We start from the raw sequence: 20,727 nt of genomic DNA, 5'->3' as shown, positions 1-20,727 counted from the left end.
TTCAAATAATTAGACTGCTAAAACAATGTTGATTACTTTACACCTGGAGAAATTACAGTTCTTCGCCTATCATGGTTTGTATGAGGAAGAAAAGAAATTGGGGAATGAGTTTGAACTCAATATTTCGGCTTCATTTTTTCTACGCAGCCCGTTATAACGGAAATCGACCAGACGATTAACTACGCGGTGATTTATGAACTGGCCAAAGCAGAAATGTTGGAGCCGCGCGAACTGTTAGAGACCTTTCTTTCCCAGCTGGCCGAAAAAATAAAGAGCCGGTTTCCCGAGTTGGTGAAGCTGAAAATGAGCTTGTATAAACTGCAAATGCCTATTACTCATTTCCAGGGCAGGATAGGGGTGGAGATAGAAAAAGAATACTAAGAGAGATCTTCTTCCGAAAATGCAAAGGGCAACAGATCTTTGGCCGTTTCAATAATATAAACAGGACCTTCGGCTCCCGCCAATATTAAGCGAATGGGGTGTTTTACCCTGTTCTCATACTCCACCAGCGATTGCCTGCACATACCACAGGGTGAAATGGGACGGTCACTCGCGCCCTCCTGGGGTTGGTAGGTAATTGCCATGGTTTCAATTATTTCATTGGGATATAAAGTGCCTATGGCAGCTAGCAAGCTGCGTTCGGCACAAATGCCCACCGGGAAAGATGCATTTTCCTGGTTAGTGCCTTTTACAATTTCTCCGTTCGCCAGCTGTGCTACACTGGCTACGTGAAATTTAGAATAAGGTGCATAAGCCACAGGTGTTAATGCACGGGCCTGCGCTAGCAGGTTAGCATCATTTTGATCCAATGCATTGCTGTCTTCTACAACTTTATAAGAGAACTGATAACTTTTTTCTTTCATCGCTTTTTAATTTATGCCGGTTAGGGGCAAATGTATACCTCCGAAGACCAATCTGATCAGCATAGTTTTTTCTTGCTGTCGCCGGTTAATAAAGATACTATTGTTATATTCACATCTCTAAAAATATATTGATTCAAAAACTTAAACCTTTTTTCATGTTTAAAAAAGTTCTTGCTTTTGCTATTGCCGGTTTAGTTTCATTAAATGTTTGGGCTATGAATGCAGACGATTTAATTGGCAGATGGGATATCACGCTCGATAAAGATGGTAAAGCCAAGCCGTCCTGGTTAGAAGTGAAGTTGTCAGGTATGAAAACCCTGGTAGGTTATTTTGTGGGTGATGATGGTAGTGCGCGCCCCGTTTCAAAAGTGAAGTTGGAAAACGGGAAATTTTCTTTTGCTATTCCTCCACAATGGCAGGCTGAAGATAACGACCTGGTGGTGGAGGGCGAACTGAGTGGGGGAGCCTGAAAGGAACAATGGTATATCCTAATGGAAAAAATATAGCTGGACAGGTGTACGCGCGCCTTACCTAAAAGAGAAAAAGTGCCGGTTTGGGGAGCTCCTATCAAATTATTTAATGGAAAAGACCTGACTGGCTGGAAAGCAGTGGGTGGGGCCAATCAATGGGTGGTAAAAGATGGTATTTTGACCAGTCCTAAATCCGCGCTAACCTCATCTCCGATCAGAAGTTTGAAGATTTTAAACTGCACGTAGAGTTCAGGTATCAGAAAGGCAGCAATAGCGGCGTATACCTGCGTGGTCGTTATGAAGTGCAGATATTAGACAATGATAAAAGCGAACATCCTTCAAATGTGTTATACAGTGGTGTTTATGGCTTTTTAGCGCCAAGTGAGATCAACTCAAAAGGCCCGGGGAGTGGCAGAGTTATGATATTACTTTAATCGGCAGAATGGTTACCATTGTTGCAAATGGTAAAACAGTGATCAGCAACCAGGAAATTCCGGGCATTACAGGCGGTGCTTTGGATAGCAATGAAGGTGAGCCCGGGCCTCTTTATTTCCAGGGCGATCATGGTCCGATCGAGTTCAGAAATATCACTATCACACCCGCTAAATAAATTAATTTGAGAAACCGTTTGTTATGTCAAAAATATCTCGTACATTTGCAGTGCGAGATAGAGCAGCGGTAGCTCGTCGGGCTCATAACCCGAAGGTCCTAGGTTCGATCCCTAGTCTCGCAACTAAAAGGAAAGCCGTTCGCTTTAATGTGAACGGCTTTTTTTGTTAAATGAAGGTGAGTATTTTTGTATCAACTTTGGAATTCATGGCATCGGTGTTGCGTCGCACACTTTAATTGCGTAGCATTGCTCAGCCTTATCTATTTCCATTAATTCAGCAATTAAACCTCAGGTATTGAAATCAGGTTTTGTAAATATATTTGGAAGACCCAATGCGGGTAAAAGCACACTGCTTAACGCACTAATGGGCGAGAAGCTGGCGATTGTATCACACAAGGTACAAACCACGCGGCATCGTATTAAAGCCATTCTTAACGAAAAAGACTACCAGATTATTTTCAGCGACACGCCGGGTATTATTAAACCTGAGTACAAGTTGCATGAAAAAATGATGCAGTCTGTTAAAGGAGCCCTCGAAGATGCAGATGTGGCCTTGCTGATCGTAGATATCAATGATAATTGGAATGAATGTGATGCTATTTTCAGTGCCTTGAAATTAAGGGTACCGGCTGTGCTGGTATTGAATAAGGTTGATCGTACCAATAAGGAGCGAATAACGGAAGCCGAAGCTTATTTTTCGGCAAAGCCTTATGTAAAGAAGACGGCGGCTATATCGGCGTTAACGGGTATTAATTACAAAAATTTCTGCAGCCTATACTAGAGCTGTTGCCGGAAGGTGAACCTTTTTATGAAGATGACAGCATCAGCGATCTGCCGGAGAAGTTCTTTGTAAGTGAATTAATCAGGGAAAAGATATACGAACAGGCGCATGATGAGATTCCTTATCATACAGCTGTTTTAATACGCGAGTTTAAAGAGAAGGAAACCCTTACCAAGATCGTTGCCGATATTATCGTACACCGGGAAACACAAAAAATGATCCTGATCGGTGAGAAAGGAAGTATGATCAAAAAGCTGGGAACAGCATCAAGGTTAGATATAGAGGCATTTTTAGGTAGAAAAGTGTTTCTGGAGCTATTTGTAAAAGTGAAGCCTAAATGGAGAGATAATGATCTGCATTTGAAAGAGTATGGGTATGGGCAGTAAAGAGATTGAGTCGTGAATGGTGAATAGGTAGAAGGGAGGCCGGTTAGCTGAAAAAGTTTGGACACCGGTTCGATCCCCGTCGCCTCCACCTAAAATAAAAGGAAAGCTGCGTAGCAGCGATATATTAATTGCCGCGTAACAGCGAAATATCAATAGCCGCAGGGCGGCGAAATATTAATAGCTGCATAGCGGCGAAATATTAATAAAACAAAAATAAAATGGGTTTTACATTAGCCATAGTTGGCCGACCGAATGTGGGCAAGAGTACATTGTTTAATCGTTTGCTGGAGCAAAGGAAAGCAATTGTGGATGACGTTAGTGGTGTTACACGTGACAGGCAGTACGGCATTAGTGAATGGATTGGCAAAAATTTCAACGTGATCGATACGGGTGGATTTGTGCACGGCAGTGAAGATGTATTTGAGAAAGAGATAGCCAAGCAAGTGCTGATTGCGGTAGAAGAAGCGGACGCTATTTTATTTATGGTAGATGCAGGAACCGGCATTACACACCTTGATGAAGAAATGGCAAATGTATTGCGTAGAAGCATCAAGCCCGTTTTCTTAACGGTAAACAAAGTAGATAACAATGATCGCATGCTGGATGCTACTGAGTTTTACAGCATGGGATTTGAAGAGGTATATTTTATTGCATCTGCAAGTGGTAGTGGTACCGGAGAATTACTGGACGCAGTAGCGGCGTTGATTCCGGAAGAAAAGAAAGATGAGGATGGTGGTGAGCTACCAAAATTTGCTATTATCGGTCAACCGAATGTAGGTAAGTCTTCCCTGCTAAATGCACTTGTTGGACAGGAACGGACTATTGTTAGTGATATCGCTGGTACTACCCGGGATACGATTCACACGCATTATAATCTTTTTCAGAAAGAGTTTATATTGATTGATACTGCTGGTATTCGTCGTAAAGCCAGAGTGCATGAAGACCTGGAGTTTTACTCGGTGATACGGGCGATAAAAGCCGTAGATGAAGCAGATGTTTGTTTGTTGCTTATTGATGCTGAGAAGGGGATGACAGCCCAGGATCTGAATATTTTCAGCCTTGCAGCTAAAAAGGGAAAAGGGATTTTGCTGCTGGTTAATAAATGGGATCTGGTGGCCAAAGAAACGAATACTGCCAGAGATTACGAGATTGAGCTGAAAAAGCGACTGGCTCCGTTTAGTGATGTGCCTGTGCTTTTTATTTCCGTATTGGAGAAGACCCGTATTTTTAAAGCCATGGAAACGGCCCTTGAAGTATACGGAAATCGCAGCCGTAAAGTACCTACTTCCAAATTGAATGATGTAATGCTGAAAGCAGTACAAGCCCATCACGCTCCGGTGGTGCGGGGGCATTCTATCAAAATAAAGTTTGTAACACAGCTACCCACTGTGGTACCATCTTTTGCTTTCTTCTGTAATTTCCCGGATGATATTAAGACACCTTATCGCAATTACCTGGAAAATCAATTGCGCAAGAATTTTGAATTTAGCGGTGTACCTGTGAGGTTGTTTTTCAGAAAAAATAATTAGCAATTTATTAAGGTTACTATTTGTTTTTTTTCGGATTTATTAAAAAAAAGAAAAATGAAAAAACTATCCTTTACATTTTTGGTCACAGGTGTTTTGTTTTTTGCATCCTGCGACACAGTTGCTACTTCAAAAGAAGCGGAAGAAGATTCTGTTAATCTGGTTGATGAAACAATAGCTGACAGCTCGAAAGAGATCGATACAGCTTTGTCTTCCATTGGAGACTCACTAAAAGCAGATATCGACAGTGCTACTCATAAAATAAAAGAACGAACCAAAGCATTGGGCGATGTTGCCAAGCAAAAAGCAAATGAAGGAGTAGAGAAGCTGAAAGAAGGAGCTCAGAAAATTAAAGACGCAGCCAAAGCCGGCGTAGATGCTGCGCAGGATGAATTGAAGAAATAACAATATCTGAGTGAATACCGTATTGAAATGCCTGTCTCTGACAGGCAATTTTTTTCTGCTTTACGGGGCGTCGGCAGTAAGCATAGGGATCGGTTCTACTGTGTATCCCAGTTTTCTGAGTTGCATAATTAAGCCGCATTCAAAATGGAGATGTTCTAACCCAACTGAAATAAATGTGCTGTTTTTTTCAATCAAAACTGGCAAAAGCTGCATCCATTTTTCATTACGTTCTGCTACCAGTTTTTTCTTTTCTGCATGGAGTTTTTTGCAGGACTGGTCTAACTGGTATTTTAGCCGGAACTGTGTATAGTTATCAGCAAGGTTGCAAGTAAGCTTGCCAGATTTCTTGTAGCGGCTGTATTGCTTCAGGATTAGTTTGATGTAGAATCTGGCCTGGCTCCAGGTCATCTTTTTCTGTGTATCATCTAAGTAGGTCAGTTGCATATTGACCGTTTCCAGGTAATGGTTTTCTTTGTTTAATTTTTCTGCCAACACCTGTATATATTCATCGAGTAAATACTGATCGGTACCCTTAAGCGCACTGCAATTCAATGACTCGAAGCGGTTTTGAAGCCTGGAAACGATCGATTCAGGATCTAGCTGTTTTACTTTGTCTGACGAATCTCCCAGTATACGCAATACCTGCTGATAATCTTTAGGGGCTAGTGTTTGACGAAGGCTGTCCGTTGTTGCTGGTTTGTCCTGGTATAATAGCGATAATTTTTGTCTGTTAAGTTCGACTTCTGTTACTACATCCGTTGATGATTGCAGCGCTTCGCGAAGCACCGGATAACTGTCGAAGAATGATTCGCCTACTTTATGATAGGTTCCGAATAGATAAGATATCCTGGTAGTGTGCGGCGAACTTACCTTCCACAAATAAGTTTGCTGCGCGTTTGCGACGAACGATCCTGCAACTAAGAAGAAAGTGATTAGTAACTTTAATGCACTCATACAACTATTTTCAGTAAACAATAGGTGAAGTGCAAATGTATTCGTGAAGAAATTCGGGAAATTGTAAAAATGTAACCTAGTCCGGAAATACCCAATTGATCAGCCCGTTGTCGAAAGCCCGGTTTAGCTCAAAGAATTTTTTGGGGACATGCCTGTAAAACTCTTAAAGTCTCTGATGAGATGCGACTGGTCGTAAAACAGGCTTTCATAGGTAAGTGAAGTCAGGTTTTCACCCCTCTTCATTGAATCAATACGATTGGCCAGCGTTTTTCGGAACCGGTGAACTTTTCTGAAATTGGAAGGGGTTTTACAAAGATGGGTTTCAAACAGGCGAAACAGGTGCTGCCTGCTTATTCCTGCTTCGTCAGCTATTTGTTGTATGCTGATCTCTTCTTCAGACTTCAGGCTATTGATTGCGTTTTCCAGTAAAGAAAAGCTCTTTTGTTGTAACCTTGATAGCCAATAATCTTCGATCTGTTCCAGGATGACGGTTTCATCCGGCTCACGCAATATGAGGTCCATGACTTCTTTAAAATCGGCGAAAGGCTCAAACGGAGCAGCTGTTTCCCGGTAATATTGTTTCAGCGTTCCATTTAAAAAATAATTCAGGCCCAATGGGCGGAAGCAAAGAGCGAGCTCTGTTATTTTGCCTTTGTATTGTACATATAAAGGTTCACGAACAGCCATTACATGTATAGATAAAAATGGTGTTGCATTACTTTCAAAAATGGTGACACTATTATTTACTACGTCGACTATTGCATGTCTGAACAGGGATATGATTACCCTATTAGAGGAAAATACAACATATTTAAGATCTTTACCGGGGTCGTTTTTTTCGATAATATAAAAACCATCCAGATATTGACTCAACACTTCGTTTTTTGTTTTTACAAATTTGAAGTACATGTTACAGGATATTTAGCGACATTGTTTTTAATCCTAAAGATAAGTGCTATCGGTTAAGTACCTGTTTTGTTAACAACTCGCCTGTGACCCTGTTTAATTCAAAGTAGTGTGTTCTGCTGAGCAGGCAGACTATTATCATTTTTAGTTTTATGATGCTTGACCGGATAGAAATGGCAAAAAAAACTCCAATCCTTTTGGGATTGGAGAAATAAAAAAGAAAAAATATTCTAGTTTACTTCGATATTGTTGTGTAACTCTTCATCTACCAAAATACGTCCGCAGTTTTCACAAGCAATAATTTTCTTATGCTGCTTAATTTCACTTTGTTTTTGAGGAGGAATAGAGTAGAAGCATCCACCGCAAGCATCTCTTACTACAGGTACAACAGCTAATCCATTACGGAAATTGCCGCGGATTTTCTCGTAGCTGGTTAACAGGCGTGGTTCAACCTCTTTTTTGGCCTCATCTGATAATTTCACAAATTCTTTCTCCTCCTTCTCGTTAGCAGAAATGATTTTTTCCAGCTCCGATTTCTTCAATTCCAAAGAACTTTCTTTAGTAGCGATGTTCTTTTTAGCTTTGTCTAACAAAACTACTTTATCCGAAATTTCTTCGTTCGCATCCTTGATATGCTTTTCAGCCAGCTTAATTTCAAGCTGCTGCATTTCAGTTTCTTTATTGATAGCTTCAAACTCACGGTTATTTTTTACGTTCTCGCTATCTTTCTCGTATTTTTTTAACAGCCCTTCACTTTCTTTAATGGTATTCTTACGCTCTTCAATAAATTCAGTTACACCATTAATTTCTTCTTCTATTCTTGTTTGTCTTGCACGCAATCCCTGAAGCTCGTCTTCCAGGTCAGCTACTTCCATAGGTAGCTCGCCTTTTAAAATTTTAATTTCATCCAACTTGCTGTCTATTTTCTGCAAGTTGATCAATGAACCTAATTTTTCTTCAATGGAAAATTCTTTTAATTGTGCCATATGTTTAAAATATTAATTCTTCTAAAATCTCAACCCTGTTAAGACTTTAAAAGTATTGTACAGGATTTGTATTTACTCCTGTTTTAAGGACGGCAAAGTTAGGGAATTTTTGCTCTAAAAGATTCGCCAGTAAATCAGTTGTAAATTGCTCGCTTTCGTAATGCCCTATGTCGGCCAGCAATAACTGGCCATCTGCATCGAAAAACTCGTGATATTTAATGTCGGAAGTTATGTAAGCATCTGATCCATAGTTGATTGCGTTTTTTAAAAGAAAAATCCCTGTACCCCGCAAATACTTATCCTTTTAACAGGTTTACCCGTAAATTTCGTATGTTTAATGACAGGAATATTAAAAACCTGCTTCAGTTTCTGCAGAAACTCTGCCTCTGTCAGGGGTATTTCCCATTCGCCGGCAATACCAGCGCCGATGCCCTGGTGTTTATTGCTAAGAGGAATAATTTCATAAGCCACTTCCTCGTAGGGGTGATTAGCTTTCAGCGTAGATATGACGCTGCCTTCCAGCCAGGAGGGAAAAAGCATTTCAACTTTGAATTCTTCATCCTCTTGTCTTTTCCCTGTTTCTCCGATAAAGGGGTTAGCCGCTTCGTTGGGCTTGAATGTGCCGATGCCATTAACGCGGAAACTACATTCGCTGTAATTGCCTATATGACCGGCACCCGCTTCAAACAAGGCATTCATTGTATTACCGGCATGAGAAGCAGGTACATAAAAGAATAGCTTACTGAGCGGCCCTCCCTTAGGAGCAAGGACAGAAAGATTATTCAGGCCCAGTTTTTCGGCAATTTTACCATTTACGCCCGCAAGTACATTATCCAGGTTAGTATGAATAGCATAAATCGCGATATCATTTTTTATAGCTTGGATAATAGTACGTTCCACATAGGTTTTCCCGGTTATTTTTTTAAACCGCTGAAAATAACCGGATGATGCGCGACTATCAGGTTATAGCCTTTTTCGATCGCCTCGTTCACAACTGCCTCAGTTGCGTCGAGACAACATATAGCGCCGCTGCACTCCCAATCAGCATTCCCTGTAATTAAACCCGCATTGTCATAACTCTCCTGCAAGGAAGGATGGGCTACTGATTCTAAATAAGAAACGATCTGTTTAATGGTCATAAGCCAACAAAAGTAAATATTTAAAAGGGCTATTCAAGTGTTTGTTCTATCAGTAAAAGCTTACCTTCCTTCGTAATACCTTCTGCTATAACTTTAAATTTCTTAGTGCGATCCGTATTGTAAAATTGAATGGAGATAGAAGCATTCTTATCAGCGGATACTACCACCTCAGGCTGCCAATTCAATGTTAACCGGTTATCCCGGTAATCAACATCGGGAGGCGTAGAATAATCCGGACTATAGAACTCCTTGATAATACTGTAGCCATCGTAGTCCACAATGTCACCCGAGGCTTCCATGTCTTCATTTAAATCCTCTCCCCGTTTAGTGTAAATAGCAATGGCTGCTCCATTGCCCCGTGCTCCGATAAATTGGGGATAAATCTTAATCAGTGCGATCTGGTTGGGCGGAATAGTAGAGATGAAGTTGGCGTCCTGCATCTGCATTTCATCGAGGAAAAGCTGTACCGGTTGCTGACGCAGATAAAGCTGGTAATCGTCGAAGAATTGGTTATTTCGTTGTATTACCAGGCTGGGCACACGCCCCATCAGCCATTCAAATATGTTAACCTGTGGAATGAACTGCCCAGTTAAATTAATAGTGCGCGCATTAATATTCCCGGAAAAAGTCCGCTAACATATTTTTCTCCAGCTCATCCAATGTCAGCCTTCTACCTTCAATATTTACATTATCCAGTAAAACACCGCCACCTCTTGCATATGAGCTATAGGCGCCCTGCATATTATTGATTAGCGAGGTGCCCGTATTAACAGCCGGAGGCATTAATAAAGGAGGGAGGTTGAAGGTTTTGTAAAGAGAATCGGTATCCAGCTTCACCGTAATGAATTGGCTTTTATTACCCATTATATCACTGAAAAGTATTTTGGCCTTGTCAAAAAATACAACAGAGTCCATTTTAAATCGCCCCTCAGCATCTGTTTTTACCAGTTCCAACGCACGGCCCGAATCGGAGGTAGCCACCCAAACCAGCAGATCCCTTTCAGCAAAATTCTTTTTAGAGCCACGTACATTTACCTGGCCGGATAGAGAAATATATCCAGGATCTGTATAGCCTGGCCGGGGCGGTGTATTGCTAATAATTTTGTTCCAGCTGAAGCGTCGCCATCCGTTGGTGAGCATCACCAGGTCCAATGCTTTGTCAGCGTCTTTATTATCGCCGAAATAAAAAGCAGGATTGTGAACGTAGCCTGGTATATCGCTGGTTAGCAGCAGGGATGAAACGATATTATCCTTACGGGGACCAGGCTCGTTATAGTTGTCATCTGTTACCGCTATAGAGAAATTACCATTTACCGGTTCTTTAAAATCGATTGTATACCGGTTTTTGCCACGAGCTTTGGTAGCTACCTGTTGCGCATTAAGAACTGCGTTAACGACATATTCCTTGTTGTTAACAAAGACCAGGCGTTCAGCCAAAGGCATACCGTCTTTGTTGAAAAAAGTGACCTGTAAAATACCTGAGTTAAAAGCCGCCGTAGGAATACTTCCAGATGAATGACTCCCCACGGCTTGTTTAAACACTACCTGGTGTTGCATTTGCCCGATTATATAAGAGGGTGCAAAGCCGTTGTCGCCGGAGCGCGCATAAGAATAGCTGATGGCACTTCTGCTATGCTGCAAATGCAGGGCTATGCCTTTGTCCGAAGGCACCGGTAGGGGGAACGATTTTCCGTTCCATATTGCCTGGTAGGTTTTGCCATTAACCGGGGTGAGTTTAAAAACACCCATTCCATCGTGAAAGCTGCTGATCTGTGTCTGGTTTGCCCCGGTATTATCCTGGATAATGGCAGATACATTTTCCGGTAAGCCTTCGCCTGAAGTTGCTTTGAAGGCTATGGTATTTTCGACGCCAACTATCAAATTGCCACCTTCGGGGAAGAATGTGAGGGTAGAAGAATTATTTGCTGCAACTAACGGCTTATTACTTCTTCCATAAACACGGATGGGTGTACTGTAAACAAAATCTCTTTCATGATTCAACATCAAAGGCGTATAGGCCCGTATGCGGTAGGTTCCTGTGGGCAATGTGTCGGGTATATCGATCTGACCATAAGTGACGCCACCAAACACCGGAAGCACTTTCTGCCCGATAATAGCACCAGAGCGGTTAATCAGCTCTACGAATAGCGTTGAATTGCGTGTCGACGGCTTGAAGTCTGAAAAAAGTAGCCTTTAAACCAACTGGTCTGACCCGCGAAATAATCTTTTCTATCCAGGTGTAGGTATACCTTTTCAATCGGATTCGATTGATGCCAGGCTTCCAGTACTTTCTCCTGTGCAGATGCAATATGAAATAAGCATATCAGGAAAACGGATAATATTTGTCTATTAATGTTCATAGAGCATTGTTAAGTTACAAAAAAAATGGCGAAGTGGATTGAACCCTTCACCATCACATGATGCATTTAACAGTGCCTTTGCACAAATCAATTCCTGCCGTTAATTGGAACCTGGCTCAATAATCTTCTCCATCATAAGTATCCGCCCGTCATTAGTAACGCCTTCGGCCACTATCTTGAAACGTTTTGTTTGATCGTTGTTGTAGAATATAACCGGGATAACTGGATTTACTTCTGCCAGGAAAATAGCTGGATTCCAGCTTAATGTCATTCTTTTATCTGCCTTACTATTATCCGGCTGCTTATCATAATCGGGGTTATAGAATTCTTTTATAACGGTATAGCCATTGTAATTAATAATATCGGTTGGCGATTCCAAAGATGCGGTCAGGTCTGCACCTTTCTTTCTGTAAATGGCCAATGCTGTCCCTCCTCCCGCTGTAGCTACCGTATTGGGCATCAATTTAATAAGTGCTAGTTCTGCTACGGGTATACCTTCGATCATCATCGCATCGGTGGGCATTTCATCTAAAAACAGCGCCACATTTCCACCACTCAGGCCGCCACCGCGATAGTTAAGCACATAATTGCCGGGAGTACCGGTAACCGTAAGGCCGGGAACGCGACCCTGTAGGTACTGAAAGATATCACCTCCAAAAACTTCATTTCTCAGGTCGATGGTGCGGTTGTTAATACCCCCTGCAAATAAGCCACTGGCATACTGCTCGTCTAGTTTTTCAGATTCTGATTTTTGCCGAACTTTCACCACCACATTTTCCAATACTAATCCCTGTGCCTTTATATATTCATCATAGGCGGTTACAATAGCATTGTTTTTTACGATGGCACTGCTATCAAGGGGCAAGGGGACGGGCTCGATTGCAAACTTCCTGTTTAAGGAATCAGCATCCAGTTTAACACGGATAAACTTGCTTTTATTACCCCTTACTTCAGAAAAAGTATTTTGTTCTTGTCGGTGAAAAACAAAGTGTCCAGTTTGAAACGTCCACTCGAATCTGTTTGCAGGAGCGTGGTTTGCCCTCTTTTTGCGGTTGTTGTGTCAACCGCTGAGCGCATCATAATAACATCTCTGTTAGCCAGTGGCTTTTTAGTTCCTTCGAGCAAGATCTGACCACTTAATGTAATATATCCCTGGTCTTTATACCTGGGTTGTGGTAATTTATTTTGTGCTACATCCGTCCATTTAAAGCGGGTCCAGCCGTTGGTCATCATTACCAGGTCTAGCGCAGCCTGGGTAGAGTCGGAACTATTACTAAAATAATAGGCCGGATTATGTATATAACCACGCAGATCGCTATTGAGCAGGAACCACGAATGAATAGTTTGTGACCGGAACGGATCTAATTCGCTGTCGGCATCTGTTACTGACACCGAAAAATTGCCGATAATAGTATCTGTAAGTGAAATGGAGAACCTGTTTCTTTTTCTCGCTTCAGTATTCAGTGTGTCAATTTTCAATGTTGCAGGTAAAACATAGTCTTTGTTATCAATAAAAGTCAAACGTTCCGCCAGGGGCATTTCGTCTTTATTAAAAACGGTTAACTGTAGAATACCGGAGTAGAAATCGGCAGTGGGAATGACTCCGGTGATTTCTTTCTTGTCTCCGCCGATGGGATGCTTGAATAGCACCTGGTTTTCCATCTGTCCTACCAGGTAAGCTGGTTTGAGCGCCTCGCTGGTGCCATTGTATTGAATCCGGAATTGCTTTCCCTTTGCTGTATTTCTAACACTAAATGTTATGCCGTTATCCGTTGATTGTGGCAGCGGGTATTTTTCGTCAGAACCTTTGACTGTGGCAAAATAACTGCCGGCCGGTAAAGGAATAATCGGAAAGCTGCCCATACCATCGTGCTGGCTTTTAAAGTTGGTGACAACCTCGCCTGTTTCACTTTTAATTTCGCCCTCAACCGATAAGGGCATACCATATTTGTCGATTGCTTTAAAGGCAATAATATTTAAAAGGCCTTTCACCATATTGCCTCCTTCAGGATAAAATGAAATTTGCGATTTACCTCCCGGTATATCCTCATTTTTCTTTTTGTCTTCTTTACCCCAAATCGAAACCCTTTTGTGAAATATAAACCCGGGCTGGTTGAGCATTACCGGGGAGTAGGCTCTTATCTGGTAAGTGCCCGCCACCAGGTTTTCCGGGATATCTATTTGACCGCCAATAGTGGTTCCATAATAAACAGGAAAAATATTCCTCAATACAACATGGTTCTCTTTGTCAACAAGCTCAACGTATAAAGAAGAGCTCTGCCCCGACGGTATCAGGCCCGCCATAAAGTAGCCTTTCAGCCAAATAGTTTGACCGGCAAAGTAGCTTTCGCGATCGAGGTGCAGGTATAATTTTTCTAATGGATTCGTTTTTACCCAGGTGGCAAGTTTGTTTTCAATAGTTTGAGCAAAAATTAGCGAATAGGTGGTTGCTAAAAGCAGTAGAGAAAGCAGGATTTTTTCATACAGATAAATAAGTACATGAAAATAAAGTAAATGACTAAAAAAAATGCAGGAAGTTTATTTTTAGTGCAGGTTTTTTCTAGTTTAACCGACAATTTGTCTACTTTTTTCATTGGCAATATTATTGTCATGCTTAGTTTTGCCAACAAATTAGAATATGATGAATCAAAACAATGATAATTTTACAGAGCAGGATGGTTTAAACATTAATGCTGACGAAAATTTAAGTGGAACAGAACATTTGAACGACCCTATAGAAGAAACCCAATTGAACGCTTTAGAGGCAGAATTGAATGAGAGCAAGGATAAATACCTTCGCCTTGCTGCTGAATTTGATAATTTTCGTAAAAGAACCGCGAAAGAACGTATCGAGTTATTTCAAACCGCAGGAAAAGATATTATTACAGATTTATTAGATGTGTTGGATGATGTAGACCGTGCATCTAAAGAAGTCGAGGAATCGAGCGATGCTCATTTAAAACAAGGTGTGAGCCTGATCTTTAATAAGCTGAGGAATATTTTACAGTCGAAGGGATTAAAGGCTATGGAAGCTAAGGGCGCTGCATTTGACCCTGAATTGCATGAGGCTATTACGGAAATACCGGCGCCTACGGCAGACTTGCAGGGAAAAATTGTAGACGATATCAGTAAAGGCTACTATCTGAACGACAAGATTATTCGTCACGCCAAGGTAGTGGTAGGTAAATAATTTGAAAAGTTTGAAGAGGAGGGGTTGATTGCCGCCTATGATTTTCAGGTTTCAGGTTGAATTTTTCAAAAAATAACAGATGTCAAAGAGAGATTTTTACGAGATATTAGGCGTGTCCAAAACAGCAACTGCGGAAGAGATCAAAAAGGCTTATCGCAAGGTAGCCATGCAATTTCACCCCGACAGAAATCCGGGCGACAAAGCCGCCGAGGAAAAATTTAAAGAAGCGGCCGAGGCCTATGAGGTATTAAGCGATGTTGAAAAAAGGCTCAGTACGATCGTTTTGGTCATGCGGGTTTAAGTGGTGCGGGTCGCGGCGGTGGTTTTGGTGGTGGAGGAATGAATATGGAAGATATATTCAGCCAGTTTGGGGATGTTTTCGGTGATGATATTTTTGGAAGTTTCTTTGGCGGCGGTGGAAGAGCCAGGGGCGGCGGAGCCAGAGCTCGTGGCATACGGGGAAGCAACCTGCGTGTAAAGTTGAAGCTGAATTATGAAGAAATAGCGAAAGGAGTTACTAAAAATATTAAGGTAAAGAAATATACCTCCTGTACTACTTGCGGGGCGACGGCGCCAAAGATAAAGGCAGCGTACAAACCTGCCGTACCTGTCAGGGTAGTGGCCAGGTAAGAAAAGTACAGAACACTTTTCTGGGCCAGATGCAAACGGTGACTACATGCCCCGATTGTAACGGAGAGGGAACTACTATTACTTCGAAATGCCCGAATTGTAAAGGAGCCGGAAGGGTATATGGTGAAGAAACGATCACTATTGATGTGCCGCCAGGTGTTCAGGGCGGGATGCAGTTAAGTATTGGTGGAAAGGGAAATGCGGGCGAGCGTGGCGGAGCACCCGGTGACCTGATCGTTTTAATTGAAGAAGAAACGCATGCAGAATTGCAGCGCGAGGGTTTGAATGTGGTATATGAACTTCATGTGTCGTTTACCGATGCGGTGTTTGGTACCAATGCAGAAGTGCCAACAATAGATGGCAGGGCCAAAATAAAAATACCCCTGGTACGCAAAGCGGTAAGATCTTTCGCTTAAAAGGAAAAGGATTCCCGAACGTACACTCTAATTATGAAAAAGGCGACCAGCTGATTCATGTGAGTGTTTGGACACCGCAGAACCTTAGCGATGAAGAAAAAGCTGCATTGGAAAGACTTTCAGACTCTCCTAATTTAAAGCCGCAACCTGAAAAAACAGAAAAAGGCTTTTTTGATAAAATAAAAGATTTGTTTAGTTAATATTTCCATCTTTTTTAGAAAATGGGTCCGTACTTTGTGCGGACCCATTTTTGTTTTGTATGATTGCAAAAACGATTGGCCATCTCAAATAAACGATAATCAATTAAGTAGTATATTGTTGCCCATTTAAAAAATCATCCATGTTTAAGTTAGATAATAAAAAGGCGATTGTAACCGGTGGCGGAAGCGGCATTGGTAAGGCAGTGTGTCTCGTATTTGGAAAAGCCGGTGCTCATGTGTTTGTAGCCGATCTTAATAAAGAGGCTGCAGCTACCACTGTTCAGGAAATAGAAGCCGCAGACGGCAAAGCCACTCCATTGCCCCTAAATGTGGCCAGCCAGGAAGAAGTATTGACGGCTTATACTTCCGTAGGTGTATTTGATATACTGGTAAATAGTGCCGTGTCTCACATATTGGTAAGGTAGAAACTACTTCTGCGGAAGATTTTGACCGTGTTTTTGCCGTAAATGTAAAGGGCGTTTATAATAGTTTGTACGCTGCAATTCCTTTAATGAAAGAAAATGGAGGAGGGGTTATTGTGAACCTGGCATCCATTGCTTCCAGCGTAGGTATTCCAGACCGGTTTGCTTATAGCATGAGCAAAGGTGCGGTACTGGCCATGACTTTGTCTACGGCAAAAGATTACGTTAAGGATAATATCCGCTGCAACTGTATTTCACCGGCTCGTGTTCATACACCTTTTGTAGATGGTTTCCTGGCTAAAAACTATCCAGGTAAAGAAGCCGAGATGTTTGAGAAGCTCTCTCAAACCCAACCTATCGGCCGCATGGCAAAGCCCGATGAAATTGCCGCCCTAATTTTATATCTGTGCAGCGATGAGCGTCTTTTATAACCGGCAGTGATTATCCGATTGATGGAGGATTTATCAAGCTGAATAATTAATACCTAATAATAATTTTAAATATCAAATTACAAAATGAAACTAATACGTTACGGCCAACCCGGCAGTATTAAAACAGGTGTTATTATCGATGATGTTCAATATGATACTTCAGGTTTTGGTGAGGATTATAATGAGCAGTTTTTTGAAAACGATGGTCTGGCGCGCCTGTCCCAATATGTACAGGATAATAAGAGCAGCCTGGGTAAGATTAGCGATGAAGAGCGTCTGGACAGCCCGGTGGCACGTCCGTCCAAGATATTGTGCATTGGGTTAAATTATGCTGATCACGCTAAAGAAACGGGCGCTACAGTACCCACAGAGCCGGTGATCTTTATGAAATCATCTACTTCTTTATCGGGTCCTAATGATAATATTGTGATACCAAGAGGTTCGGAAAAAACAGACTGGGAAGTTGAGCTGGCTATTGTTATTGGTAAAAAAGCCAGTTATGTAGAAGAGGCGGAAGCAATGGATTATGTAGCAGGTTATGTGTTGCACAACGATGTGAGTGAACGTGCTTTCCAGTTAGAGCGGGGCGGTACCTGGGATAAAGGTAAAGGCTGCGATACTTTTGCGCCATTAGGGCCGTTTTTAGCTACAAAGGATGAGATCGCTGACCCGGATAATTTACGTCTTTGGTTAAAAGTAAATGGCCAAACCATGCAGGACGGCACTACCGCCAATTTTATTTTTAAACTGCCTCATGTTATTTCTTATGTGAGCCAGTTTATGACCTTGTTGCCCGGCGATGTAATATCTACCGGTACACCTGCCGGCGTGGGTATGGGCTTCAACCCTTCTGTTTACTTAAAGCCTGGTGATGTAATTGAATTAGGTATCGACGGCTTGGGAACTTCGAGCCAGACCTGCGTTGCGTGGAGTAAATAATATTATAAGTGAAGATGACGGAGGACGGTTAACTGTGATTTGGTTAACGGTCCTCTTGTTATTTTTAGTCTTTTAAACATAGTATATGGCCTTAAAAATAGATGCACATCAGCATTTTTGGATATTTGACCCGCTGAGAGATAGCTGGATTGATGACTCTATGAAAAAATACAAAGAGATTTTCTACCGAAAGACCTGAAGCCGGTACTGGAAGAGAATGGTTTGGACGGTTGTGTGGTAGTGCAGAGTGATCAGTCTGAGGTAGAGAACCTTTTCCAGCTTACCAATGCTATACAAAATGATTTTGTGAAAGGCGTGGTTGGATGGGTTGATCTGCAGGCTAAAAATATAGAAGATAAGCTGGCACATTACAGCTATTATAAAAAGCTAAAAGGTTTCCGTCATGTATTGCAGGGGGAAAAAGACAGGGCTTTGATGTTGAGAAAGAAATTTATGAATGGGATTAGCCTCTTGCATCAATATAATTACACTTATGATATACTGATATTCCCCGATCAGTTAAGGTATGCCCGCAAGTTGGCAGCAGCTTTTCCAGATCAGCGGTTTGTAATAGATCATATTGCGAAGCCGTATATAAAAACAGGCGTAGTGGATGGCTGGAAGCAGGATATGCAGGCAGTTGCTGAACTGCCCAATGTATATTGTAAGATTAGTGGTATGGTTACGGAGGCTGACTGGGCGAAATGGAAACCGCAAGACTTTACACCTTACCTGGATACGGTGGTGGAGGCTTTTGGTGCTAAACGCATAATGTATGGAAGTGACTGGCCGGTTTGCCTTGTGGCTGGCTCTTACAAAAAGATGAAGGGTATTGTAGATGCTTATTTTGCTTCCTTTACAGAAGCCGAAAAAGCTGCTTTTTACGGCGGAAATGCGGTAAGGTTTTACGGTTTATAAGTTGTACTCTTTATATAAAGAGTACCTATGTATCAGGCTCAATTTTGAAGATGATATAGTGGAGGTGGATCCTAAAGTTGGAAACCTGCAATTAATATAAATTGTTAGGTGCGTTAAAGGCATAAAAGAGGCCGCAGTTTTAAACTGCGGCCTCTTTGTATTTTCGTAGAGCATTAATTATGCTTCTTCACCTCCCATCGCTTCCAGCACTTTAGGTGTTACACCGGTAAAGCTGAAGCCTCCATCGTGGAAAAGGTTTTGCATTGTAACATATTTAGTAAGATCGCTGAACATTACTGCAACATAATCGGCACAAGCTTCTGCCGGTGCATTTCCCAGCGGGCTCATTTTTTCAGCGTAATTAATAAAGCTGTCAAATCCTTTAACACCGCTTCCTGCAGTTGTTGGTGTAGGAGACTGGGAAATAGTATTCACCCTTACTTTATTTTTTTCTCCGTAATAATAACCAAACATCCTCGTTACGCTTTCCAGTAATGCTTTGGCATCAGCCATTTCATTATAGTCAGGGAACACACGCTGTGCTGCTATATAAGTAAGCGCAACAACGCTGGCATGTTCGCTTAAAGCATCCAGTTCCCAGGCCGTTCTCAATACTTTATGCAGGCTCATTGAAGAAATATCGAAGGTTTTTTGATTCCATTCATAGTTCATTTCTGTGTAGTGTTTGCCTTTGCGTACGTTAAGGCCCATGCCTACGGAGTGCAGAATGAAGTCGATTTTGCCACCAAAATGCTCCATCGATTTTTCGATCAGGTTTTTCAAATCATCCAGATTGGTAACATCGGCGCCAATAACAGGCGCGTTGCCGCATTCAGCTGCCAATTGGTTAATTGTACCCATACGAAGCGCTACCGGCGCGTTAGTTAAAACAATTTCTGCTCCCTCAGCGTAGCATTTCTGGGCTGTTTTCCAGGCAATGGATTTTTCATCCAGCGCACCAAATATAATTCCCTTCTTTCCCTTTAAAAGATTATAAGCCATTAGATAAAAATTAGAGGGTAAATGTAAGAATGATTTTTGATTTGAAACAATTATATGGAAAGCGATCTCCCTTCTCAGGCGGTGGGATATAACTATAGCACCTGGTGCGGCAGTAAATTACATAAAGGTTTTAGCTGGTCTATGTCTTTTTACTCCCCGGTTATAAACAGCCTTTGTTACAAAATGCCCGAGCGCGGCGCCTACTAAAATGTCGCTGGCCCAATGCCGGTTATTATAAACGCGGGATAAGGCAGTTAAAGAAGCAATAGAATAGGCTACCGGAGCCACCCACTTCTGATCGGGAAATTCCATCGCCAATGCTGTAGCCAGGGTAAATGCGATGGTTGAATGGGCCGACGGGAAAGAAGTGTATTTGGACTTTGAAAATGGTGCAGCAAAATTAAAAGGTGTTGCGGCGGCATCGGGTCTTTGTCTTTGTATAACGTTCTTACCGACAAAACAAATAACAGATGAAATAGCCATTGCTTTTCCGCCTCTTAACCCAATACTTTCAACATGAGGGTTTTTAATTGCCAAACCAGTTACATAAATCGCAGGAAAACCATTAAGCCATAAATATTACCCACAGGTTCCACTCCCCGTGCAATGCTGTTGGTAAAATTATTTTGATTGTGCCGGGCAATGCTTTTAATTTCTTTGTCCAGCAGCATCAGGCTTCCCACGCCGCCCGCCAGTGCGGAGAATTTTAGCCAATCTTTCTTTTGCCAATGAAACGGGCTTGCTGTAATAGCTACACCATCTTTGAAGCTATTAACAACAAACGCTTTATTTAATTTTTCAAATTCTAAAGGACGTGGGATGCTGTCATTGGCCAGATGCTGCTTTGTCAGGCTATTTTGTGAAAATGCCTGCGCGTGCAGTGAGGTTTTACTACAAAAAGAAATATCGCTAATGTATAGCCAAATATGAAGCTTTTCAAATGGAGTAGAGGATTTAGTAAAAGCTAATTAAATAGAAAGGTAATCGTACAATAAGGCGATTGCTGTCAGGCCCCCGCCATATATGCCGGCCATGGCACAAAACAAGGCCAGCGCATAAAAGATCAACCCAAAAGTGGTAGAACTCGATGTGAGCTTATTGTTTAGAAACCGGTAGGTATAAACGCCGCCAATCAGCATTATCGGTATAACGCACAAGATGAGCGTGAGTTTTAGTCCTACCATATCTAAAGT

At 41.9% G+C, this 20,727-nt stretch carries 30 protein-coding genes, 1 tRNA gene and 2 pseudogenes; 20 read left to right on the top strand and 13 right to left on the bottom strand.

The window, feature by feature from the left end:
• Window positions 1–25 precede the first annotated feature (25 nt).
• Complete coding sequence (locus MKP07_RS31910; RefSeq protein ID WP_240852130.1) at window positions 26–157, top strand: dihydroneopterin aldolase; 132 nt, start codon at window positions 26–28, stop codon at window positions 155–157.
• A 29-nt stretch (window positions 158–186) separates the two neighbouring features.
• Window positions 187–381 (top strand): dihydroneopterin aldolase, encoded by a 195-nt coding sequence (locus MKP07_RS31905; protein ID WP_240852129.1) that lies wholly within the window; start codon window positions 187–189, stop codon window positions 379–381.
• Here the strand turns inward: MKP07_RS31905 and MKP07_RS31900 are convergent.
• The gene (locus MKP07_RS31900; RefSeq protein ID WP_240852128.1) at window positions 378–863 is read right to left on the bottom strand and encodes a cytidine deaminase; all 486 of its coding nucleotides are present in this window, start codon (window positions 861–863) and stop codon (window positions 378–380) included. The two genes, MKP07_RS31905 and MKP07_RS31900, sit on opposite strands and share 4 nt — an antisense overlap.
• A 155-nt stretch (window positions 864–1,018) precedes the next feature.
• Here MKP07_RS31900 and MKP07_RS31895 point away from each other — a divergent pair, with 155 nt between their 5' ends.
• From MKP07_RS31895 to MKP07_RS31865, 9 genes are all read left to right on the top strand, one after another.
• A complete protein-coding gene (locus tag MKP07_RS31895; RefSeq protein WP_240852127.1) occupies window positions 1,019–1,333 on the top strand; it encodes a hypothetical protein in 315 nt (104 codons plus the stop codon).
• A gap of 75 nt (window positions 1,334–1,408) precedes the next feature.
• The gene (locus tag MKP07_RS40285) at window positions 1,409–1,579 is read left to right on the top strand and encodes a family 16 glycoside hydrolase (protein ID WP_317236185.1); all 171 of its coding nucleotides are present in this window, start codon (window positions 1,409–1,411) and stop codon (window positions 1,577–1,579) included.
• On the top strand, window positions 1,525–1,767 hold the full coding sequence (locus MKP07_RS40280; protein ID WP_317236223.1) for a 3-keto-disaccharide hydrolase: 243 nt from the start codon (window positions 1,525–1,527) through the stop codon (window positions 1,765–1,767). Before MKP07_RS40285 ends, MKP07_RS40280 begins: the two co-directional genes overlap by 55 nt.
• Window positions 1,768–1,775: 8 nt before the next feature.
• The gene (locus MKP07_RS40275) at window positions 1,776–1,943 is read left to right on the top strand and encodes a DUF1080 domain-containing protein (RefSeq protein ID WP_262920091.1); all 168 of its coding nucleotides are present in this window, start codon (window positions 1,776–1,778) and stop codon (window positions 1,941–1,943) included.
• Between the two features lie 51 nt (window positions 1,944–1,994).
• Window positions 1,995–2,066, top strand: a tRNA-Met gene (locus MKP07_RS31885).
• Between the two features lie 172 nt (window positions 2,067–2,238).
• Window positions 2,239–2,724, top strand: a complete 486-nt coding sequence (era, locus tag MKP07_RS31880; protein ID WP_240852126.1) for a GTPase Era — start codon at window positions 2,239–2,241, stop codon at window positions 2,722–2,724.
• A 5-nt stretch (window positions 2,725–2,729) separates the two neighbouring features.
• Complete coding sequence (locus tag MKP07_RS31875) at window positions 2,730–3,110, top strand: KH domain-containing protein (RefSeq protein ID WP_240852125.1); 381 nt, start codon at window positions 2,730–2,732, stop codon at window positions 3,108–3,110.
• 218 nt (window positions 3,111–3,328) lie between these two features.
• Window positions 3,329–4,639, top strand: a complete 1,311-nt coding sequence (der, locus tag MKP07_RS31870; protein ID WP_240852124.1) for a ribosome biogenesis GTPase Der — start codon at window positions 3,329–3,331, stop codon at window positions 4,637–4,639.
• Between the two features lie 54 nt (window positions 4,640–4,693).
• Window positions 4,694–5,041: a hypothetical protein gene (locus MKP07_RS31865; RefSeq protein WP_240852123.1), complete on the top strand. Its 348-nt coding sequence runs from the start codon at window positions 4,694–4,696 to the stop codon at window positions 5,039–5,041.
• A gap of 60 nt (window positions 5,042–5,101) precedes the next feature.
• On the opposite strand, the gene MKP07_RS31860 is transcribed toward MKP07_RS31865, so the two are convergent.
• The 9 genes and pseudogenes from MKP07_RS31860 to MKP07_RS31820 form a co-directional block, all read right to left on the bottom strand.
• Window positions 5,102–5,995 carry a TraB/GumN family protein gene (locus MKP07_RS31860; RefSeq protein ID WP_240852122.1) on the bottom strand — a complete coding sequence of 298 codons (894 nt, stop codon included), beginning with the start codon at window positions 5,993–5,995 and terminating at the stop codon, window positions 5,102–5,104.
• A 123-nt stretch (window positions 5,996–6,118) separates the two neighbouring features.
• Window positions 6,119–6,868, bottom strand: a complete 750-nt coding sequence (locus MKP07_RS31855; protein WP_240852121.1) for a helix-turn-helix domain-containing protein — start codon at window positions 6,866–6,868, stop codon at window positions 6,119–6,121.
• A 263-nt stretch (window positions 6,869–7,131) separates the two neighbouring features.
• On the bottom strand, window positions 7,132–7,887 hold the full coding sequence (locus MKP07_RS31850; protein WP_240852120.1) for a zinc ribbon domain-containing protein: 756 nt from the start codon (window positions 7,885–7,887) through the stop codon (window positions 7,132–7,134).
• A gap of 46 nt (window positions 7,888–7,933) precedes the next feature.
• Window positions 7,934–9,026, bottom strand: a pseudogene (locus MKP07_RS31845) (Nif3-like dinuclear metal center hexameric protein).
• A 29-nt stretch (window positions 9,027–9,055) separates the two neighbouring features.
• On the bottom strand, window positions 9,056–9,574 hold the full coding sequence (locus MKP07_RS31840; protein ID WP_240852119.1) for a hypothetical protein: 519 nt from the start codon (window positions 9,572–9,574) through the stop codon (window positions 9,056–9,058).
• 61 nt (window positions 9,575–9,635) lie between these two features.
• Entirely contained in the window at window positions 9,636–11,126 is a 1,491-nt protein-coding gene (locus tag MKP07_RS31835) for a hypothetical protein (RefSeq protein ID WP_240852118.1), read from the bottom strand.
• 38 nt (window positions 11,127–11,164) lie between these two features.
• Complete coding sequence (locus tag MKP07_RS31830) at window positions 11,165–11,386, bottom strand: hypothetical protein (protein ID WP_240852117.1); 222 nt, start codon at window positions 11,384–11,386, stop codon at window positions 11,165–11,167.
• A 100-nt stretch (window positions 11,387–11,486) separates the two neighbouring features.
• Complete coding sequence (locus tag MKP07_RS31825; protein WP_240852116.1) at window positions 11,487–12,251, bottom strand: hypothetical protein; 765 nt, start codon at window positions 12,249–12,251, stop codon at window positions 11,487–11,489.
• A gap of 80 nt (window positions 12,252–12,331) precedes the next feature.
• Window positions 12,332–13,690, bottom strand: coding sequence for a hypothetical protein (locus MKP07_RS31820; protein ID WP_240852115.1), 1,359 nt, complete (start codon window positions 13,688–13,690; stop codon window positions 12,332–12,334).
• A 334-nt stretch (window positions 13,691–14,024) separates the two neighbouring features.
• Between MKP07_RS31820 and MKP07_RS31815 the strand changes: the two genes are divergently transcribed.
• From MKP07_RS31815 to MKP07_RS31795, 9 genes and pseudogenes are all read left to right on the top strand, one after another.
• Window positions 14,025–14,576 carry a nucleotide exchange factor GrpE gene (locus tag MKP07_RS31815; protein WP_240852114.1) on the top strand — a complete coding sequence of 184 codons (552 nt, stop codon included), beginning with the start codon at window positions 14,025–14,027 and terminating at the stop codon, window positions 14,574–14,576.
• 79 nt (window positions 14,577–14,655) lie between these two features.
• On the top strand, window positions 14,656–14,877 hold the full coding sequence (locus MKP07_RS40270) for a DnaJ domain-containing protein (protein ID WP_262920090.1): 222 nt from the start codon (window positions 14,656–14,658) through the stop codon (window positions 14,875–14,877).
• A 44-nt stretch (window positions 14,878–14,921) separates the two neighbouring features.
• A complete protein-coding gene (locus tag MKP07_RS40265) occupies window positions 14,922–15,206 on the top strand; it encodes a hypothetical protein (protein ID WP_262920089.1) in 285 nt (94 codons plus the stop codon).
• Window positions 15,134–15,639 (top strand): annotated as a pseudogene (locus MKP07_RS40260) (DnaJ C-terminal domain-containing protein); the annotation flags it as partial. The gene MKP07_RS40265 and the pseudogene MKP07_RS40260, both read left to right, overlap by 73 nt.
• 42 nt (window positions 15,640–15,681) lie before the next feature.
• Entirely contained in the window at window positions 15,682–15,822 is a 141-nt protein-coding gene (locus MKP07_RS40255) for a hypothetical protein (protein WP_262920087.1), read from the top strand.
• 140 nt (window positions 15,823–15,962) lie between these two features.
• Entirely contained in the window at window positions 15,963–16,247 is a 285-nt protein-coding gene (locus tag MKP07_RS40250; RefSeq protein WP_262920086.1) for an SDR family NAD(P)-dependent oxidoreductase, read from the top strand.
• Window positions 16,235–16,675 (top strand): SDR family NAD(P)-dependent oxidoreductase, encoded by a 441-nt coding sequence (locus tag MKP07_RS40245; protein ID WP_317236222.1) that lies wholly within the window; start codon window positions 16,235–16,237, stop codon window positions 16,673–16,675. The genes MKP07_RS40250 and MKP07_RS40245 overlap by 13 nt, the downstream gene beginning before the upstream one ends.
• A gap of 84 nt (window positions 16,676–16,759) precedes the next feature.
• The gene (locus MKP07_RS31800; RefSeq protein WP_240852113.1) at window positions 16,760–17,614 is read left to right on the top strand and encodes a fumarylacetoacetate hydrolase family protein; all 855 of its coding nucleotides are present in this window, start codon (window positions 16,760–16,762) and stop codon (window positions 17,612–17,614) included.
• A gap of 222 nt (window positions 17,615–17,836) precedes the next feature.
• Window positions 17,837–18,532 (top strand): amidohydrolase family protein, encoded by a 696-nt coding sequence (locus MKP07_RS31795; RefSeq protein ID WP_240852112.1) that lies wholly within the window; start codon window positions 17,837–17,839, stop codon window positions 18,530–18,532.
• A 177-nt stretch (window positions 18,533–18,709) separates the two neighbouring features.
• Here the strand turns inward: MKP07_RS31795 and MKP07_RS31790 are convergent, their stop codons facing one another.
• The 3 genes from MKP07_RS31790 to MKP07_RS31780 all read right to left on the bottom strand — a co-directional run bounded on the left by MKP07_RS31790 (window position 18,710) and on the right by MKP07_RS31780 (window position 20,718).
• Window positions 18,710–19,534 carry an enoyl-ACP reductase FabI gene (locus MKP07_RS31790; protein ID WP_240852111.1) on the bottom strand — a complete coding sequence of 275 codons (825 nt, stop codon included), beginning with the start codon at window positions 19,532–19,534 and terminating at the stop codon, window positions 18,710–18,712.
• Between the two features lie 117 nt (window positions 19,535–19,651).
• Window positions 19,652–20,071 (bottom strand): phosphatase PAP2 family protein, encoded by a 420-nt coding sequence (locus MKP07_RS31785; RefSeq protein ID WP_240852110.1) that lies wholly within the window; start codon window positions 20,069–20,071, stop codon window positions 19,652–19,654.
• A gap of 431 nt (window positions 20,072–20,502) precedes the next feature.
• Window positions 20,503–20,718, bottom strand: coding sequence for a hypothetical protein (locus tag MKP07_RS31780; RefSeq protein WP_240852109.1), 216 nt, complete (start codon window positions 20,716–20,718; stop codon window positions 20,503–20,505).
• Window positions 20,719–20,727: the final 9 nt, after the last annotated feature.

The sequence above is a fragment of the Paraniabella hibiscisoli genome, assembly GCF_022512515.1.
Taxonomy (GTDB): Bacteria; Bacteroidota; Bacteroidia; order Chitinophagales; family Chitinophagaceae; genus Niabella; species Niabella hibiscisoli.
The sequence above is the reverse complement of the archived record's forward strand: the minus strand, read 5'-3'. Positions and strand labels throughout refer to the sequence as shown.

Bases quoted from the DNA above. Each gene is read 5' to 3' on its own strand.
- MKP07_RS31910 (WP_240852130.1), top strand. From the start codon at position 26: ATGTTGATTACTTTACACCTGGAGAAATTACAGTTCTTCGCCTATCAT.
- MKP07_RS31900 (WP_240852128.1), bottom strand. From the start codon at position 863: ATGAAAGAAAAAAGTTATCAGTTCTCTTATAAAGTTGTAGAAGACAGC.
- MKP07_RS31895 (WP_240852127.1), top strand. From the start codon at position 1,019: ATGTTTAAAAAAGTTCTTGCTTTTGCTATTGCCGGTTTAGTTTCATTA.
- MKP07_RS40275 (WP_262920091.1), top strand. From the start codon at position 1,776: ATGGTTACCATTGTTGCAAATGGTAAAACAGTGATCAGCAACCAGGAA.
- der (WP_240852124.1), top strand. From the start codon at position 3,329: ATGGGTTTTACATTAGCCATAGTTGGCCGACCGAATGTGGGCAAGAGT.
- MKP07_RS31865 (WP_240852123.1), top strand. From the start codon at position 4,694: ATGAAAAAACTATCCTTTACATTTTTGGTCACAGGTGTTTTGTTTTTT.
- MKP07_RS31860 (WP_240852122.1), bottom strand. From the start codon at position 5,995: ATGAGTGCATTAAAGTTACTAATCACTTTCTTCTTAGTTGCAGGATCG.
- MKP07_RS31850 (WP_240852120.1), bottom strand. From the start codon at position 7,887: ATGGCACAATTAAAAGAATTTTCCATTGAAGAAAAATTAGGTTCATTG.
- MKP07_RS31840 (WP_240852119.1), bottom strand. From the start codon at position 9,574: ATGGGGCGTGTGCCCAGCCTGGTAATACAACGAAATAACCAATTCTTC.
- MKP07_RS31830 (WP_240852117.1), bottom strand. From the start codon at position 11,386: ATGAACATTAATAGACAAATATTATCCGTTTTCCTGATATGCTTATTT.
- MKP07_RS31820 (WP_240852115.1), bottom strand. From the start codon at position 13,690: ATGGCGGGCCTGATACCGTCGGGGCAGAGCTCTTCTTTATACGTTGAG.
- MKP07_RS31815 (WP_240852114.1), top strand. From the start codon at position 14,025: ATGATGAATCAAAACAATGATAATTTTACAGAGCAGGATGGTTTAAAC.
- MKP07_RS40270 (WP_262920090.1), top strand. From the start codon at position 14,656: ATGTCAAAGAGAGATTTTTACGAGATATTAGGCGTGTCCAAAACAGCA.
- MKP07_RS40265 (WP_262920089.1), top strand. From the start codon at position 14,922: ATGGAAGATATATTCAGCCAGTTTGGGGATGTTTTCGGTGATGATATT.
- MKP07_RS40250 (WP_262920086.1), top strand. From the start codon at position 15,963: ATGTTTAAGTTAGATAATAAAAAGGCGATTGTAACCGGTGGCGGAAGC.
- MKP07_RS31800 (WP_240852113.1), top strand. From the start codon at position 16,760: ATGAAACTAATACGTTACGGCCAACCCGGCAGTATTAAAACAGGTGTT.
- MKP07_RS31790 (WP_240852111.1), bottom strand. From the start codon at position 19,534: ATGGCTTATAATCTTTTAAAGGGAAAGAAGGGAATTATATTTGGTGCG.
- MKP07_RS31780 (WP_240852109.1), bottom strand. From the start codon at position 20,718: ATGGTAGGACTAAAACTCACGCTCATCTTGTGCGTTATACCGATAATG.